Origin of the sequence: Fibrobacter sp. UWP2 (assembly GCF_900141705.1) — a bacterium.
Lineage (GTDB): Bacteria > Fibrobacterota > Fibrobacteria > Fibrobacterales > Fibrobacteraceae > Fibrobacter.
This window is the reverse complement of record NZ_FQYM01000020.1, coordinates 1-17,669: the sequence shown is the minus strand read 5'-3', so window position 1 is coordinate 17,669 and position 17,669 is coordinate 1. Positions and strand designations below refer to the sequence as shown.

The window sequence follows — 17,669 nt, the reverse complement described above, 5'->3', positions numbered from 1 at the left end:
GGTTTAAAAACGCGCCCCGCAATGAGATGCTGCGGGGCGCGAGGGTATGGAGGATGTATTACTTGGCGACCGAGATGCTGCGTGCTTCACGGTAGCTGCCGGTGACGACCTTGATGATGTAGGTGCCGCGCGGGGCTCCCATGGCATCGAGATCCAAGGTCATGGTGTGGCTCCCTGCCGACTGAATCCCGGTAATGGAACTTCCGATGAGGGCGCCGTAGGCGGTGTAGAGGGAAACTTTGGCGTTGTCGGCGCGGTCCAGCTTGTAGGCTACGATCAGACGCCCGCCATTGCTGTAAAGGGAAAGGTGGCTGGCCGGGTTTTTGTCAAGGCCGTAGTTCAGGGGCGTCGTGCCCTCGGTGGAACTTCCGCTGGATTCGTTGGTGAGGGTGACTGTTACTTTGTACAACACTTTATTGCCGTTGTACTTGAGTCCCTGCGTAAAGCTGTAGGTTTCGCCGTTCTGCACGCGGTTGGGATAGTGGCCCACGGTGGCTTTCCCGGTGGCAATGCTGAATTCGCTGTAAACAATGGCGTCGGTGTCAGTGTATGCGGCGACAGTTCCGTCGCCTGCAAACCAGTGGCCTGGATCGTTTGCGGTGGAGTTCGTGTTTTCGACGTTGCCGTCCATGGCAAAGTAGGTGGCCTTGCTGGCGATTTCGTTTTCGGAAACGCCCAGAGCCTTCGCCGCGCTGGCGAGTTGCAGGTCAAAGTCGACGCCTGCGTAGTTGTCGTCGATGGGGAGGGTCACGTTGACGGTGATGGTGGTGGTTTTGCCCACGACTTCGACGCTGCTGGAACTGGCGGGTTCTTGAGAAGAGCTGGAGCCTGCCACCACAGAGCTGGAAGAGGAGGCGGTACCGCCGTTGGAACTAGAGGAAATAGACTGGGATTCTTCGAGGGTCGGCCAGGCGTAATCGAGCTTGAAGTCGTTGTACCACTTGGTGTAGGCATCGCCCGCACCGCTCAGGCCCTTGTTCAGCTTTAAGTTGTAGTTGAAGTGCTCCTTGCGGATGTTCTCGTTGCCGGTGAACTGGTAGTCGGTATTGCAAACGATAGCAAAGACCATTTGCGAACCGTTCGAGGTGCCCGGAGTTTTGTTTAGGTTGAGTACCGCGGTCACTTCGTCATTTGCATTTTGCGTCTGCATGGGAACGCTATAGACTGGAGTGCCGTCGGTGGCGCGGTAGGCGAGTTGGAGGCTCATGTTCTTGCCCAGGGCCTTCATGGTTACGGAGACCTGCGTCGCGCCCGATTGAACCTTCAAGGGCACGATGTTGGCGCCGGACCAGCCCGGAGTCGTTGCGGCGTCGGGCACGAGCCAGCCGTTGCTTTCGGTCATTTTTTGGTAGGGCGTCATTTTCCAGTCGTATTTACTGTTGCGGTTCACTTCGTCATAGGAGTTGCCTCCAAAGTTTTGGTTCAAGAGGTTCTTGATTTCCTTGGACCATTCTTTCATATCGAGCATGGCGAGCCTGGCGCGGAATTCCATGATGAGCCTGCGCGTTCCCTCGTCGCCGAGCCCTGCGCTTGTGCCGTAGGTTTCGAGGAGGTACTTGGTTTTGCCGTAGGCGTGACCGTAAATCCAGCGGACTGAACCTGTGCCGAGCCATGTGCCCATGAAGGTGGGGAAGATGTTGCTGTACTGGGAACCGCCGATGAGGTAGCGCCAGTTGTTGTTCACGCCCTGGGCGCCCGGGCCGCCAAAGCTCCCGTCGGTGAGCCACCCAGAGTAGCATTCAATGGGCATGAAGGGAGCTATCACTGTTGCCGCGTTCAAGAATCCCATGCCGCTATACACGGCGTTCCTGTGGGAGAACATGTCCTGCTGAATCCAGGTATTGCCCGCCTCCTGGAACCAGTGCGCTTCCTTCGCGCCGGGGTAGCCGTTCGTCATGGAGTGGATGCCCTCGTGGATCATGGCGTCCATTTGCGCCACGCGGTCTCGGAAGGGGCAACTTGTGTTGAAACTGTAGAGCGGGTAGAACGAAGCCGCCACGGCGGTATAGCCCGCCACCCAGCTCTGGTAGCCGCCTACGTATTCGCCCACGTTGGAGTCGTAGTCGGCTTCGCCTGCGCAGGTCCCGGAACCCAGGTAGTAGATGGCGCTGTACTGCCCCGCCTGTGCCTGGGCGTCGGGAGCCCAGCCCAAGGTGTCGTAGAGGTAGCCAAAGTCGGTGTCGTACTTTTTGAGGATGCTGTCGATGGTCACGTCGGTAATGCGACTGTCGCGCTTGTCGCCCCAGTAAATGGCCCACCACTTGCCGGCCTTTTTGCCGGTGACGCCGCTGCAGTTGTTGTTGAACTTGGTGGGCGGCTTGATTTCGCCGATGTTCGACCTGGTGTCGTAATCCAGGTCGCTGCGGTAGCCGGGCCATGTGTAGGCGTCGCCCTCGGCGGCATTTGCTTGTGTAAGAAATCCTGCCGAAACGAGCCCGAAGGCGCAAGTGGCAAGCAGAGAAGGAATAAGGTGGCTATTTTTCATAAATCACTCCATTTTCACCGATTTTATGCTATATAAATAGGTTTTGGGAGAGCTTTTTGCACGTAAAAAGTGCTGAAAGTTATCAAATTCCGTTTCAAAAGTGTGTAAAAATTATTTCTACTGAGCGTGTCAAGCTTGTTGTTTTTTATTTCAACAAAAATCTAAAAAAAAGCGTGCTTTTATTTGGGGAGTATTTATTTTGCAAAAAAATGGAGGCTTCGATGAAGTATATGAATTTGCCTGTGGTTGCCGCCCTTACTGTTGCTGCGGTTTGGGGCCTTGTGGCCTGTTCTGACGACGTGGCTTCGGTGGCGGTCCCCGTTGACGAGGTTGCCGTTCCTGGCGACACAATCCAAATTATCGGGGTGTTTAGTTCCAGTGGTGTGGCTCCGGAGGGGGTTGCCCCCGGTTCCAGTACCACGGACCCCGGCATCGAACTCTCCAGCTCAAGCGCCACGGTTCCTGGTATTGAAATTCCTGGCTCCAGCAGCGTGAATCCCGGCGTTTCTCTTTCTAGCTCGAGTGTCGCCGTTCTGGTCAGCGCGGCTTCCGGTGACGACGAGAACGACATGGAAGATGCGAGAACTTTGGACGGATCCCAGATCCTCTTGAAACTTGCCGGAACGACGGCTACGGTAGAGAACAACAATGGCTGCATTACGGTTGAAGGAAACGGCGCTACCATCACCTGCCCGGGCGCCTATTACGTGACGGGCGAAGCTTCGGATTTCCAGGTGGTTGTGAACACTCCGGCGGCCGAGAACGAGGGCAATACCGGTATTTACCTCCATAACGCCACTTTGAGAAGTTCCAATGCCCCAATCCTCGTAAAGAATGCCGACAAGACGGTGCTGCACCTGGTGAAAGGCACCACAAACATTATAGAAGACGGCAATGGCAATCATTTGTTCACAACGGTCAATGGCAAGCAGGATACCGCCAAGGCGGCCATCTATTCCAAGGATGATTTGAACATCAAGGGCGCCGGGACGTTGACCGTTAAGGGCAACTTCAAGAACGGCATCCAGTCTAGCAACGACCTCAAAATCAAGAACGGCAACATCACGGTCATCGCGACCGAAAATGGCGTCAAGGGCAAGGGCAGCCTCCAGATTTCGGGAGGCTCCTTGAATGTTACCGCCAAGGCGGGCGACGGTCTCGAAAGCGACGAATGCGAAGAGGCGGCCGACGGCACCTGCAAAAATATAGTGGAAGGCAAGGGCTTTGTTGAAATCAGCGGCGGAAACATTACCATCGAGGCGGGAGACGATGGCGTTGAGGCGGCGAATTACGTGATGGTTAGTGATTCCGTTGAGCCCTCTATGGTCAAAGTTACGTCTACCGGCAAGGGCCTCTTGGCCGGAAAATACATTTACGTCAACGGCGGCAACGTTAACGTGGACGCCGAAGACGACGCGTTCCACTCCCGTTACCAGGCGATTATGAACGCGGGCGAGGTGACGGTTTCCTCGAAGGATGACGGCATCCATGCGGATTCGGCGCTGTACCTGAAAGGCTCCACGGTGAACGTAGTCACGGCTTCCGAAGGCTTGGAAGCCTACAGGATTTTTGCCGAGGGCGGAGTGTCCTCCGTCTACGCCACCAACGACGGCTGGAACGGTGCCGGCGGCGCCAAGGAGAACAGTGGCGGTTACTCCATGTTCAGCGAGAGCAGTGGCCACATCGTCATTAGCGGAGGCTACCATTACATTAGCGCCAAAGGCAGCATGATTGACGTGCTGGACGCGAATGGTTCTGCAAAGCAGACCGGTGGCGTGCTGATTCTTGAAATCACGGGCGAAAGCTACGAGAACGGCATGGGCGGCGGTTTTGGCGGCTGGAATGGTGGCGGCATGGGCGGCTGGAATGGTGGCGGCAGCGGAGGCTGTTCCTCGAACATGGCGGGTGGCCTTATCGATACCGACACCGGTTTCGAGATTGCCGGGGGTGTACTTCTCGCCTTTGGCGACTTCTCAACCGATATTCCCAAATGCGCCTCGGTCACTTACACCAACGAAAAATTTTACGGTTCCAGCCAGGCGGCGTTCAAGCCCCAGTACCACGGCAATACCATTCTTTATGGTGGCAGTGTGACTTCCGTGAGCGAGGTGCAGACAAACGGAATGAAGGAATTCAAGTTCCCCAACGGCCTGGTTTACATGTACCAGTAGTTGCTGTCTGTAAAAAAAAACGCCTGGCGGGCGTAAGCCTGCCAGGTGTCAAAAGAATGTTTGTCTTGCCGTTTTTTCTTATTCAGCAAACAAGGCCGTAGAGAGGTAGCGGTCGCCGGTATCCGGAAGGAGAGCGACAATCGTCTTGCCCTTGTTTTCGGGACGCTTCGCGAGTTCCTTTGCAGCCCAGAGAGCAGCGCCGGAAGAGATACCCACGAGCACGCCTTCCTTCTTGCCGATTTCGCGGCCGGCTTCAAAAGCAGCCTCGTTCTCGACAGCGATGATCTCGTCGTAGACCTTGGTGTTGAGCGTGTCAGGCACGAACCCGGCACCGATACCCTGGATCTTGTGGGAGCCCGCGACGCCCTTGCTGAGCACCGGAGAGCTGGCCGGCTCCACGGCCACGACCTTCACGTTCGGGTTCTTGCTCTTGAGGAATTCGCCCACGCCGGTCACGGTTCCGCCCGTGCCAACACCCGCCACGAAGATGTCGACCTTGCCGTCGGTATCTTCCCAGATTTCGGGACCGGTGGTGGCCCTGTGTGCGGCCGGGTTGGCGGGGTTCACGAACTGGCCCGGGATGAAGCTGTTCGGGATTTCCTTGGCCAGTTCGTCGGCGCGGGCGATAGCGCCCTTCATGCCCTTCGCGCCTTCGGTCAGCACGAGTTCGGCACCGTAGGCCTTCATCAGCTGGCGACGTTCCACGCTCATGGTTTCGGGCATCACGATGATGATGCGGTAACCGCGGGCGGCGGCAACAGAAGCAAGGCCAATGCCGGTATTACCCGAAGTCGGCTCGATGATGACGGAGCCGGCCTTGAGCTTGCCGCTCTTCTCGGCGTCGTCGAGCATCGCCTTCGCGATACGATCCTTCACGGAACCTGCAGGGTTGAAGTATTCGAGCTTCGCCAAGATCTTGGCTTCGAGGTTGTTGGATGCTTCGATGTGGGTGAGTTCGAGGAGGGGGGTATGACCGACAAGCTGGTCGGCAGAGGTATAGATTTTAGACATGGTTGAAGTCCTTATTTTAGAGGTTAAATGTTGTTCAGTGCCTGGTCGAGGTCGTTGATGATGTCCTCGTAGTGTTCCGTACCGATGGAGAGGCGGATCGTAGCGGGGCTGATGCCTGCTGCGGCGAGTTCTTCCGGAGTGAGTTCGGAGTGGGTCGTCGTGTAGGGGTGCACCACCAGGCTCTTCACGTCGGCGACGTTAGCGAGCAGGCTGAAAATCTTGAGGCTGTCAATGAACTTGAAGGCTTCTTCCTGGCCGCCCTTCACGTCGAACGTGAAGATGGAACCGCCACCGTTTGGGAAGTAGCGCTCGTAAAGCTTGTGGTCCGGATGGTCCTTGAAGCTCGGGTGGTTGACTTTCGCGACCTTCGGGTGCTTCACGAGGAACTCGAGAACCTTCTTGGTGTTTTCCACGTGGCGGTCGAGGCGGAGCGAAAGCGTTTCCGTACCCTGGAGCAGCAGGAAAGCGTTGAACGGGGAAATCGCGGCACCTTCGTCACGCAGGAGGATTGCGCGGATGTAGACGATATAAGCAGCAGCGCCTGCAGCAGCGGTAAACGGAACGCCGTAGCTCGGGTTCGTCTCGGTGAACTGCGGGAACTTGCCGCTGGCAGCCCAGTCGAACTTGCCACCGTCAACGATGACACCGCCGAGAGTCGTGCCGTGACCGCCGATGAACTTGGTGGCAGAATGGATCACGATGTCGGCGCCGTGTTCCAGCGGACGGATCAAGTAAGGAGTACCGAAGGTATTGTCGATGAGCACCGGAATCTTGTGCTTGTGCGCAATTTCAGAAATCGCCTCGATATCCGGGATATCGGAATGCGGGTTGCCGAGCGTCTCGATGAGCACGAGCTTCGTGTTTTCCTTGATGGAAGATTCGACTTCCTTCAGGTCACGGGTGTTCACGAAGGTCGTCTCGATGCCGAACGGACGGAGCGTATGTTCCAGGAGGTTGTAGGTACCGCCGTAGATGGTGCGCTGGGCAACCACATGGTCACCCTTGCGGGCGAGAGCCGTGATGGCGTAGGTGAGGGCTGCGGCGCCAGAAGCGACGGCGAGACCTGCGATACCGCCTTCGAGAGCGGCGATGCGCTTTTCAAAAACATCCTGCGTCGTGTTGGTGAGGCGGCCGTAGATGTTGCCCGCATCCTTCAGGTGGAAACGGTCGGACGCGTGCTGAGCGCTGTGGAAAACATAGGAGGTGGTCTGGTATATAGGAACCGCGCGGCTATCGGTTGCGGGGTCTGCCTGTTCCTGGCCAACATGGAGCTGAAGAGTTTCGAAGTGGAGCTTGTTCTGAGTAGTCATGTGTGAAATTCCTTTTTTGTTTTTTTGCCCTACCGGGCTATTAGAGGTTTTTGGTTTGTTTATTCTCGCGGGTCTGTGCGACCTAGCGGTTTGTTGTGCTTCTGGCTTCGAGTCGCATTCGCCAGTGTTCGTTAATCTGTATGCTTGCCATTGGAACCTCGTTGTGATAGGTTTTGCCGCTTTCGCGGCGACGGACGATAATTTAAAACTATTTTCCTATAATTTCAATAGGGAATGCCTTTTCAAAAAAGGTGATTTTTAATATTATTTTCTTACAAAAACGAGTAAAATGCTGAAATTCTTGAAATTTCGCAAATAAAATAGTTTACTCTTATGTTTGGATATAGGAATTATCTATCGCTTTATAGTTCGCAATTCCAGAACTTGTCGTCGGGAATGACGCCCTCTCTGTCGGGAGTGTTCCGCAAAAACTGTTCAAGCTTGATGCTGGCGAGGTAGTTGCGGATGATGGTGTCCAGCTCCTTCCACACGGGGAGCGTGACGCAGCGGCGTGCGCGCTTGCACTGGTTGACCTTGTCGTCGAGGCAGGCAACGGGCGCGACAGAGGTTTCTGTGAGCGAGAGGATGTCCCACACGCTGCAATTCTTTGGATCGCTCTTGAGGCGATAGCCGCCGTTCTTGCCGCGGACTCCCTCGAGAATCTTGGCGCGGACCAAGGTGCCGAGGATTCCCTCCAGGTATTTTTCGGAAATCTGCTGCCTTGCCGAAATCTCCTGCAACTTCAAGTAGTTTTCCCTGCCGTTCCTGGCGAGGTCTATCATGACGCGGAGGGCGTATCGTCCTTTTGTAGAAATGCGCATATTTTTCCTTTTTTTTCTATAGGGAATATAGGAAAACAAAAAGCGAAAGGCGACGGTCTTTTTAAGTTTTACAATTAATGTAAAACAAGATGACGTCTTTTACATAAAATGTAAAATTTACAAGAGCGGAATCGGCGTCCAAAATTGTGCTTATTTAATCAAAAATGGGCTTTTTTGAGCGAAAAAGAAACCTTCTTTACCAAAATTGTAAAAGTGGCACGGTTTTTGCGAATGAGTTGGCATGAAATTTTCAAAATGGACAGGCCTGGGCAACGACTTCATTTTGCCGGAACCGGGGGAAGACTTTGACTTGGGAGACGGGACCGCCGAGCGTGTCATGCGCCTGTGCGACCGTCGTTTTGGCATTGGCGGCGACGGCGTGGTGCTGGTGCGTCCGCTGGGCGGACTTGATTTCGAGATGCGGATCTTTAACGCTGACGGTTCGGAGGCGGCCATGTGTGGGAACGCTACACGTTGCGTGGCAAAGTTTATCCATGACCGTGGACTGGACAAGGTCGCAGGCATGGAGCCGCCCTCCCACGAATACAACCTGCACACCCTGAGTGGCGTCGTGCGCCCCAAGCTTTTAGAGGGCGGTCTTGTTCGTGTCGACATGGGACTCCCGCGCGAGTTCCTCGGGAATGTCGCCCTTGAGGCGTGCGGCAACAAGTTCGATGCCGTGACGGTCTCGATGGGGAACCCCCACGCGGTCATCTTCGTTGACGACATCGAGAATGTCCCACTCGAAAAGTGGGGGCCGGTTTTGGAACATGACGCCCAGTTCCCCGACCGCTGCAACATTGAGTTCGCCGAGGTTCGTGCGCCCGGCGAAATCCGCATGCGCGTGTGGGAGCGCGGTTGCGGCATCACGCTCGCCTGCGGCACGGGCAGCTGCGCGACGCTCGTGGCGGCGCAAAAGACCGGGCGCATCGGCAAGGAAGCCGACATCGTTTTGGACGGAGGCGTTCTGCACGACAGCCACGTGGACGGCGAATCCGTATTTATGACTGGCCCCGCTCAGGAGGTGTTCCGCGGTTGCATTCTCTCACCGTAATAATTGTTCATTGTTCATTAAAAACGTTCCTCAAACTGCAAAACTTATGAATCCCTCCATCATCAATCCCTACTACGACCGCCTTCCGGGCAGTTACCTGTTCTCTACCATCGCCAAAAAGATTGCCGAATACGAGTCGGCGCACAAGAACGCCGACATCATCCGCCTGGGCATCGGCGACGTCACGTCCCCGCTTATCCCCGAGGTCATTGACGCCATGCACAAGGCGGTAAACGAAATGGCCCTCAAGCAGAGTTTTCGCGGCTACGGTCCCGAGCAGGGCTATGACTTTTTGCGCGAGGCCATTGTCCGCGGCGAATACGCGCCCCGCGGTATTGACGTCGCCTCTGACGAAATCTTTGTGAGCGACGGCTCCAAGTGCGACGTGGCGAACATCCAAGAGCTTTTTGCCGCCGACGTGAAAATCGCCATCCCCGACCCGGTCTACCCGGTGTGCCTCGACAGTAACGTGATGGCAGGCCGGACGGGCTCTCTGGATCAGGTAGGCCTTTTTGAGGGCGTCACCTACCTGGCGGCCAACGCCCAGAACAACTTTCAGCCCGAGCTCCCCCAAAACCCGGTCCAGCTGATTTACCTGTGCAGTCCGAACAACCCCACAGGAACGGTGCTCACTCGCGAGACACTCCAGAAGTTCGTGGACTATGCAAACCGCAATGGCGCGCTCATCCTCTTTGACGGCGCCTACAACTGCTACATCCGCGATGACGCCCTCCCGCATTCCATTTTCGAGATCGAGGGCGCGCGCACCTGCGCCATCGAGTTCCGCAGTTTTAGCAAAACGGCGGGCTTCACGGGCATCCGCTGCGCTTACACAGTAATCCCCAAGGACCTCGCCAAGCTGCACTCCATGTGGAATCGCCGGCAGACGACCAAGTTCAACGGGGTGAGCTACGTGACCCAGCGTGCCGCCGAGGCCATTTACACCGAGGAGGGCTGGAGGCAGACCAACGAGGTCATTGACGGCTACATGGCGACCGCGGCCTTGATCCGCAGCGAACTCACGGCGGCGGGCTACACCGTTTTTGGCGGCGAGCACGCCCCCTACATTTGGTGGAAACTGCCGGATGGGGAAAAGTCCTTCGACTTCTTTGACCGGCTCCTGGCCCGCTGCGAGGTGGTGGGTACGCCGGGGAGCGGGTTTGGTCCCATGGGCGAGGGGTACTTCCGCCTGACCGCCTTCGGCGACCACGAAAGAACGAAAATTGCCCTCAAGAGGATCAAGGAAAGGCTTTAAGGTCGCAAAAGCAACCAAAAGTTTTACATTTTATGTAAAAGGTACGATTTATGTCGCAAACCATCGCTCCCGAAATCTCCGTCATCCAAAAGATCAGTGAAGTCATCATTCACGAGCGCAACGTCGAGAAACTCCTCAAGAACGTGCTTGGCATTCTGGACTCCGAGATGGGGATGCTGCGCGGCACCTTCGCGCTGCTCTACGGTGATACCCTGAAAATTGAGGCGTCCCACGGTCTGGGTGAGAACGAGAAACAGCTGGGCCAGTATCGTGTGGGCGAGGGCATCACGGGCCACGTGGCCGAGACTGGCCGTAGCCACGTGATTCCTGACTTGCGCAAGGACTCCCGCTTTTTGAACCGCACGGGCGCCCGCAACTACAACAGCCAGGTCGCCTTCATTTGCGTGCCGCTCATCCACGAGGAGAAGGTCATTGGCACACTCTCCATTGACCGCCCTGTGGACGGGACCACGCAGCTGGACCGCGACGTGGCGCTGCTCGAGATTATCGCGAACATCACGGGTGACGCCGCCAACGAGTGCATTGAGATCCATGACGAACGCGAAGCCCTGATGGAAGAGAACCGCAAGCTGCGCGATATGCTCAACGTGAACCACACCGAGATTGTGGGCAAGTGTAGCGAGATGCAGATGGTGTACGAGCAGATCCAGCAGGTGGCGCCCTCCGACGCGACGGTCCTCATTCGCGGGGCGAGTGGTACGGGTAAGGAGATGGTCGCCCGCGCCATCGTGAACCTTTCGCAGCGCAAGGACAGACCCTTTGTGACGCTCAACTGCGCCGCCCTGCCCGAGAACCTGGTGGAGAGCGAGCTCTTTGGCCACGAGAAGGGCGCCTTTACGGGAGCCGTGAATCGCCGCATTGGCCGTGCCGAGGCCGCCAACGGGGGTACCCTGTTTTTGGACGAGATTGGCGACCTCTCACTCCCGGTGCAGGTAAAGCTCCTCCGCTTTTTGCAAGAGAAGACCTTTTCCCGCGTGGGCAGCAACGAGGAACTCCACTCCGACGTGCGGTTCCTGGCCGCGACCAGCCGGAACCTGGAGGAACTCATGGAGAAGAAGCTGTTCCGCGAGGACCTCTTTTACCGCCTGAACATTTTCCCCATCTCGGTGCCGGACCTCGCCAAGCGCCATACCGACATCATCCTTTTGGCGGAGCACTTCATGGAGAAAATGAACCTGAGGTACAACAAGAAGGTGGTCAGGCTTTCGACCATTGCCATCAACATGCTCATGAGCTACCACTGGCCGGGCAACGTACGCGAGCTGGAAAACTGCATTGAGAGGGCGGTCCTCACCGCTAAGGACGACTGCATCCACAGCTACAACCTGCCGCCTTCGCTGCAGACCAGCTACTCGACCGGGGCGTCGGGCGAGCCGAACAGCGAGCGCAACACCCTGAGCGTGCTCATGGACAATTACGAGCGCGAAATCTTTACCGAGGCCATCAAGAGGAGCGAGGGCAACCTCTCGGCGGCGGGTCGCGAGCTGGGGATTTCCCCCCGAATGATGAACTACCGCATGAACAAGCTCGGGCTGAACTCCAAAAAGTAGGTGGACCCCGAACCTGGGGGCAGGGTCTGACCTCCCCCCCGACGTTCAGAAACTTATATTTGGCCTATATGTCCCGCTTTTATATAGGCAAAAGGAGCAAATATGAGTGAAGAAGTTTTGAATCGTAAAAAGGCTATTGTTACGGGCGCGTCCCGCGGTATCGGCTTTGCCGTGGCGCAGGAACTGGCTGCCCAGGGCCATGATGTGGCGCTTATTTCTAGGAGCGGTTGTGAATCCCAGGCGGCAGACCTCGCTGCCAAGTACGGGGTCAAGGCCCTCTCGTTTGCCTGCGACGTGAGCGATTCCGCCCAGGTGCAGGAAGTCTTTGCCGCCGCCATCAAGGAGCTGGGCGGGGTGGACGTGCTGGTCAACAACGCCGGCATCACCCGCGACGGCCTTTTGATGCGCATGAAGGACGAGGACTTTGATGCGGTCATCCAGACGAACCTCCGCTCGGTTTTCCTCTGCACGAGGGCGGTTACGCGTACCATGATGGGCGCCCGCAGCGGCCATATTGTGAATATTTCTAGCATTAACGCCCTCCGTGGCCAGGCTGGCCAGACCAACTACGCCGCCGCCAAGGCGGGGGTCATCGGCATCACCCGGTCCAATTCAAGGGAGTTCGCCAGCCGTGGCATTACCGTGAACGCGGTCGCCCCCGGCTTCATCGATACCGACATGACGGCCAAACTGAGTGACGAGGTCCGGGCTCAGTATGCGGCCCAAATCCCCCTCGGACGCCTCGGAAAACCCGAAGATGTGGCAAAAACGGTGGCTTTTTTGGCCTCTGACAATGCGAAATACATCACTGGGCAAATAATTGGTGTGGATGGGGGCTTGAATGCCTAGGGGATTTTTCTAAATTTGCACCCAAACAATTCCAAATGGAGTAAAACATGACAAAAGAAGAAATTTTCAAGAAAGTGACCGACGTTCTCGTTGCCAAGCTGGAAGTCAAGGCTGAAGATGTGAAGCCTGAATCCGAATTCGGTAACGATCTCGGTGCCGACTCTCTCGACCGCGTTGAAGTGGTGATGGCTCTCGAAGACGAATTCGAAGTCGAAATCCTCGACTCTGACGCCGAAAAGTTCACGAAGGTTGCCGACGTGGTCGCCTTCCTCGAAGAGAAGAAGAAGTAATTCTCTTTGACTAAAGAAATAAAATGCCCCGGCTTTGACCGGGGTATTTTTATATTGAGTCTTGTTTAATGAATAGAAAACAATGCGCTAGAAAATCATAAGGAGAATCATTTGGAAGAGAAGAACATGCTCCACAAATTGCTTAAACTCTGGTTTCGCCAGAAGTCCGGTGACGGGCTTGAGGCAAAGCTCGGGTATAGGTTCCGCGACCCCGAACTGCTGGCGCACGCCCTGGTGCACCGCTCGTTTTTGACGGGCAAGGACATGCCCTACGAGAACAACAACGAGCGCCTTGAGTTCTTGGGCGATTCCGTTTTGAACATGCTCACGACCGAGTTCCTTTACAAGACTTACCCCGACGCCTCGGAGGGCGACCTCTCCAAGCAAAAGAGCGCGATTGTCTCGGGCCACGCCTGTGCGCAGTCGTCCAAGGAATGGGACCTGGGTGAGTACATCAAGATAGGCAAGAGCGAGGCCAAGATGGGCGGTCGCGGCAAGGAGAGCATTCTGGCGGACGCCTACGAGGCGGTGCTTGGCGCCGTGTACCTGGACGGCGGTCTGGAAGAAGTCCGAGCCATTTTGAACAAGTTCCATTTCCCGCGGGTCGCCGACATTGTGACCGCCGATGACTTTGTGAATTTCAAGAGCGCCCTGTTGGAATACACCCAAGGCAAAATCCATACTGCCCCGGAGTACGTGATTATTGGCGAGGATGGGCCGGAGCACCAGAAGGTGTTTACCGCCGAGGTCCATGTGAACGGGAAGGTGTATGGCAAGGGTCAGGGTCCAAACAAAAAGAAGGCCGAACAGGAGGCTGCCCGCGTAGCGCTTGCGGCGCTCAAGGCCGAAGACGTGGAACACGCGAAGAACGCCCCGCCCGAAGCTGCCCCCGAGAAACCCGTCAAACCCAAGAGATTTTTTAGACCGTAGATTAGGCGAAAGAACGGCGCCGGGCGCCTACAGACGAAAGAGTGCGTCATCCTGAGGGATAAGGTTGGTGAGCCTGCCGAACCAAGCCCCGAAGGATCCAGACCCGAGGAATAAAAAATGATGAAAAGAAAGATTGTAATAGCCGCGTTGATTGTGTCGGCGATGACCCTTACCGCCTGCAACGAGCAGGATGCGTCTAAGACCGCGAAGTCCGCGGGTGGCGAACTGAACTGCCCCGAACAGCCGGCTGATTCCACCGCCACGGGCGAGTTTGACCCCGTCGCCTCCAAGGATGCACGCCCCTGCGGCGCCATTACTCTTTGGGGTTCCGCGATGCCCAAGTCGTTCAACATGTGGGAAGACTACAACAGCTTCTCCGCCGAGCTCATGGGCATGATGTTCGAACCGCTCGTTAGCCTGCACAGCACCGAGGACCGCGAAGTGGGAATCCTCGCAGACCGCTGGGAGGTGGGCGACGACGGCAAGACGTTCACCTTCCACGTGGACGAACGCGCGCGTTGGAGCGACGGCAAGCCCGTTACCGCCGAGGATGTGCAGTTTTACTACGACGTCATCATGGACGAGAAAAACCTCACGCCAATATTCAAGGTGGGGCTCAGCCGTTTTGAACGTCCGGAAATTTTGGACAGTCTCACCCTCCGCATGACGGCGAAGGAAGTGCACTGGGGCAACTTCTGGGAAGCTGCGGGCATGCTCGCGTTCCCCAAGCACGTTTGGGCTGGCAAGGACTTCAACCAGATCCGCTACGAGTTCCCCGTGGTGAGCGGTCCCTACATCATCAAGACCTTCCGCGAGGACCGTTTTGTGGAACTCAAGCGCCGTGCCGACTGGTGGGGCTTCCACAAGAACTGGAACCGCGGCAAGTACAACTTCCAAAAGATCCGCTACCGCTTTATGAACGACCAGACCAAGGCGCTCGAGGCCTTCAAAAAGCAGGACATTAACGCCTACGCCATTTACACGAGCAGCATTTGGATGAAGCAGACGGACTTTGACGCCGTGCAGAAGGGCTGGGCTGTGAAGCAGCGCATCTTTAACAAGGAACCCATAGGCTTCCAGGGCATGGCCATCAACTTGCGCAAACCCGCGTTCCAGGACGTGCGCGTGCGCCGTGCCCTCAGCATGCTGCTGAACCGCGAGCAGATGAACGAGAAGTACATGTACGGTCAGTACTTTTTGCTGAACAGCTACTACCCCGACCTGTGGGAAGGCAACCAGAATCCCACGGCGCCGGTGTACCACTTTAATCCCGACAGCGCCCGTGCCCTGTTTGCGGAGGCGGGCTACAAGGTGAACGCCCAGGGCGTTTTGGAAAAAGACGGCAAGCCATTTGCCATCAACTTCATTACATCTATGGAGGACCTGCGTCACCTCACGCTGTTCCAGGAAGACCTCAAGAAGGTGGGCGTGGTTGCGACAATCGAGCAAATGAGCCAGAGCACGCTGCGCAAACGCTTGGATGATGCGGACTTTGACCTCTACTGGGTGAACTGGGGTGCGGGCCGCCTTCGCGACCCGGAGGCCAGCTGGCATTCTTCCACCGCCTTGCAAAAGGGGACGAACAACCTGGCGGGAGTGCAGGACAAAGTCGTCGACAGCCTCATCGATTTGCAGAAGACGGAATTTGACCTTGCGAAGCGGAACGAAATCTTGAAGGCGCTCGACAACCGCCTGGCGGAGTTGGTGCCTTACGTGCTCATGTGGCAATGTGACCACCACCGCATCCTCTACTGGAACCGCTTTGGGACGCCCGAAAAGGTTTTTGACCACTTTAACCGCGAAGACGCCATCCCCGTTTACTGGTGGCTAGACCCGGCGAAGTCCGCGGCTCTTGACAAGGCGATGAAAGCAGGCGAGAGCATTACGCCGCCCGCCTACGACGTGAAGTGATTGCCGCTTTGCTCGGCTTTCTTTCATTGAGAACTCGGACTCCGTGAACAAAAAGCCCCTGGTTTTAACCAGGGGCGATTGTAGCCATGGCCACCTTTAGGTGGGAGGGCTCGGTCTCTTTAGAAGAAGAATTCGACGCCAGCGTACAATCCCGAGGCGTCTCCGCCCATTTCAGGATCGCCACTACGGACAATGAGCTTTGCCAATACAGAGAGATTCGGTGCCACCGCATATTGTGCACCCAGCCAAATTTGGATTTGGTTGTGGCCGCTGTTGTCCTCTCCGTGTTCCTTGCCAGCACCGTCTTCCCATTCGTCTTCAAACACCTTGAACTTGAACTTCAAGCCAAGGAGCGGGGTGAGCCCGATGCTCTGGATGGTGTAGTCGGCTTCGCCGGCGATATGCAACTCGAGCCCACGGTCGTAGTGGTTGTGTTCAAAGCCCCAGTCAATGCCAGCTTCGGTGCCGAACTTGAAACCGGGTGCGTTGGGCACTTCCATGGAGAACTGTCCACCCAAGTACAGGGCGATCTCGTCAGTGGACGGGGCGTGCCCGTTTTTGCTGTAATCGTCGTTTCCGATGGGTAGGTGAAAGTCCAAGAAGGCGGTAATCATCGGGGCGACTTCAAAGCGTGCGCCGATAGTCAAGTCGCGCAGACCGTCGCCACCGTTGACGCAGCCTTTGCAGTCTTCTTCGCTCCAGAACTGGTAGCCCCAGCTTTGCAAAGAAAGCTCCAACTTCTCGATCAGTGAAAAACGGGCGCCGATTTCGAGACCGGCCTGGCTCCAATCGCCGTCCCAGTCATAGTAGAGACCACCCTTGGCAGAGCCCTGGCCTGCAGGGAGAACCGGGAAGTAGTCCCAGGTGGCAAAGCTCGCGGTCACAGCCAGTGCCGCAGCGAGTATAATCTTTTTGAACATCCTAAACTCCTTGAAATGGGGAATTACCCTATAAATTTAAAAAATGCAGAGCCCGTGGCAATGCATTTTATGTTTACACATAAAATGCCCTTTTGTAAACAAAAAAAAGACCCGCTTTGAAAGCGGGCCCTTTTTCAAGAGTATCCTTGGCTACGCCAAGTCAAATCTTAGAAGTTGATGTTCAGATGAGCGTCGAAGTACATCTGGGTGTCATCATATCCGTAGTAGTCTTCGCCCATCTTGAAACGGGCAGAGAGATCGAGGGCGAACATCGGGTTGAATGCAATGGCAACACCGAGATAGGGTTCAAAGCCCATATCACCGGTACGGCTATCACCGACATTGTCACCGTCAAAGGTGGTCTTGCCGAGGAACATAAGCAGGTCGATACCGACGTACGGGGTGAACATTTCGTTCACAGCGAAGTCGCCTTCAACACCGAGGTTGAGAGTCCAGGGCGGAGTGGTCTTGTCGTCGCCGGCGGTTTCAATCTGGAGACCGGCTTCGGTACCAAGGTTCACCATGCCGAAGGCCTGGGAGAACTGCACGCCGAAGTGGAAACCGATACCATCACGGTTGAATTCCTCTTCACCGATGGGGAGATCCACATCCAAGAAGGCGTTCAAGATGGGCATGAACTGGTAGCGGACCATGAGGGGGAGGTTGTGCATGCCGTCTACACCATCGTTACCATCTACGTCGGTGAACAGTTTGTAGTTGAACACAGTTCCCAATTCCAAGTTAGGAATCACGGTGTAGCGGACGCCGGCATAGAGATCACCGGTGCTGACCTTATCGGCCGGCATGCCGTAGGTGAAGCCGACCTTGGCCTGACCCTTGTGGTTTTCGAGAACCGGGAACTTGTCCCAGGTAGCGAAAGAAGCGGTGGCTACGAGAGCTGTAGCAAGTGCGATTTTTTTGAACATTGATGTTCTCCTTATTAGAGGTTAACATGTAAAATATAGTATTCCAAATTGGAATGGGAGTGTTTTTTTTGAAGATGCCCCAAAGTTAGTTGAAATTTCTGCAACCAAAAAGAAAAAGGTGGTCTCCAACTTGTAAATTTGGTTCAGCAAAAAAACACCAAGCAA

Annotated in this window: 14 protein-coding genes; 8 read left to right on the top strand and 6 right to left on the bottom strand. The window is 55.9% G+C overall.

The genetic code is table 11. From position 1 onward, the window contains the following. Positions 1-58: 58 nt before the first annotated feature. Complete coding sequence (locus tag BUB55_RS09865; RefSeq protein WP_073190572.1) at positions 59-2,485, bottom strand: DUF4859 domain-containing protein; 2,427 nt, start codon at positions 2,483-2,485, stop codon at positions 59-61. 221 nt (positions 2,486-2,706) lie between these two features. Between BUB55_RS09865 and BUB55_RS09860 the strand changes: the two genes are divergently transcribed. After that, complete coding sequence (locus BUB55_RS09860) at positions 2,707-4,656, top strand: carbohydrate-binding domain-containing protein (RefSeq protein ID WP_073190663.1); 1,950 nt, start codon at positions 2,707-2,709, stop codon at positions 4,654-4,656. Between the two features lie 78 nt (positions 4,657-4,734). On the opposite strand, the gene cysK is transcribed toward BUB55_RS09860, so the two are convergent. The 3 genes from cysK to BUB55_RS09840 all read right to left on the bottom strand — a co-directional run bounded on the left by cysK (position 4,735) and on the right by BUB55_RS09840 (position 7,798). After that, the gene (gene cysK / locus BUB55_RS09855; RefSeq protein ID WP_073190569.1) at positions 4,735-5,667 is read right to left on the bottom strand and encodes a cysteine synthase A; all 933 of its coding nucleotides are present in this window, start codon (positions 5,665-5,667) and stop codon (positions 4,735-4,737) included. Between the two features lie 23 nt (positions 5,668-5,690). Further along, a complete protein-coding gene (locus tag BUB55_RS09850; RefSeq protein ID WP_073190567.1) occupies positions 5,691-6,977 on the bottom strand; it encodes an O-acetylhomoserine aminocarboxypropyltransferase/cysteine synthase family protein in 1,287 nt (428 codons plus the stop codon). Positions 6,978-7,339: 362 nt separating this feature from the next. Beyond that, positions 7,340-7,798, bottom strand: a complete 459-nt coding sequence (locus BUB55_RS09840; RefSeq protein ID WP_073190561.1) for an RrF2 family transcriptional regulator — start codon at positions 7,796-7,798, stop codon at positions 7,340-7,342. A gap of 241 nt (positions 7,799-8,039) precedes the next feature. Here BUB55_RS09840 and dapF point away from each other — a divergent pair, with 241 nt between their 5' ends. The 7 genes from dapF (at position 8,040) to BUB55_RS09805 (ending at position 15,658) form a co-directional block, all read left to right on the top strand. Then, positions 8,040-8,852, top strand: coding sequence for a diaminopimelate epimerase (dapF, locus tag BUB55_RS09835; RefSeq protein WP_073190559.1), 813 nt, complete (start codon positions 8,040-8,042; stop codon positions 8,850-8,852). A gap of 46 nt (positions 8,853-8,898) precedes the next feature. Beyond that, positions 8,899-10,107, top strand: coding sequence for an LL-diaminopimelate aminotransferase (locus BUB55_RS09830; protein ID WP_073190556.1), 1,209 nt, complete (start codon positions 8,899-8,901; stop codon positions 10,105-10,107). A gap of 50 nt (positions 10,108-10,157) precedes the next feature. Further along, complete coding sequence (locus BUB55_RS09825; protein ID WP_073190541.1) at positions 10,158-11,678, top strand: sigma-54 interaction domain-containing protein; 1,521 nt, start codon at positions 10,158-10,160, stop codon at positions 11,676-11,678. Between the two features lie 102 nt (positions 11,679-11,780). Further along, entirely contained in the window at positions 11,781-12,527 is a 747-nt protein-coding gene (fabG, locus tag BUB55_RS09820) for a 3-oxoacyl-[acyl-carrier-protein] reductase (RefSeq protein WP_073190539.1), read from the top strand. A gap of 47 nt (positions 12,528-12,574) precedes the next feature. Beyond that, positions 12,575-12,817: an acyl carrier protein gene (acpP, locus tag BUB55_RS09815; protein WP_073190537.1), complete on the top strand. Its 243-nt coding sequence runs from the start codon at positions 12,575-12,577 to the stop codon at positions 12,815-12,817. Positions 12,818-12,943: 126 nt separating this feature from the next. Further along, positions 12,944-13,747, top strand: a complete 804-nt coding sequence (gene rnc, locus BUB55_RS09810) for a ribonuclease III (protein WP_234971891.1) — start codon at positions 12,944-12,946, stop codon at positions 13,745-13,747. Between the two features lie 117 nt (positions 13,748-13,864). Further along, positions 13,865-15,658 (top strand): ABC transporter substrate-binding protein, encoded by a 1,794-nt coding sequence (locus BUB55_RS09805; RefSeq protein ID WP_083596964.1) that lies wholly within the window; start codon positions 13,865-13,867, stop codon positions 15,656-15,658. Between the two features lie 119 nt (positions 15,659-15,777). Here the strand turns inward: BUB55_RS09805 and BUB55_RS09800 are convergent, their stop codons facing one another. Together BUB55_RS09800 and BUB55_RS09795 are read right to left on the bottom strand one after the other, a co-directional pair. Then, positions 15,778-16,578, bottom strand: coding sequence for a transporter (locus BUB55_RS09800; protein WP_073190530.1), 801 nt, complete (start codon positions 16,576-16,578; stop codon positions 15,778-15,780). Between the two features lie 167 nt (positions 16,579-16,745). Continuing rightward, positions 16,746-17,504 (bottom strand): hypothetical protein, encoded by a 759-nt coding sequence (locus BUB55_RS09795; RefSeq protein WP_073190527.1) that lies wholly within the window; start codon positions 17,502-17,504, stop codon positions 16,746-16,748. Positions 17,505-17,669: the final 165 nt, after the last annotated feature.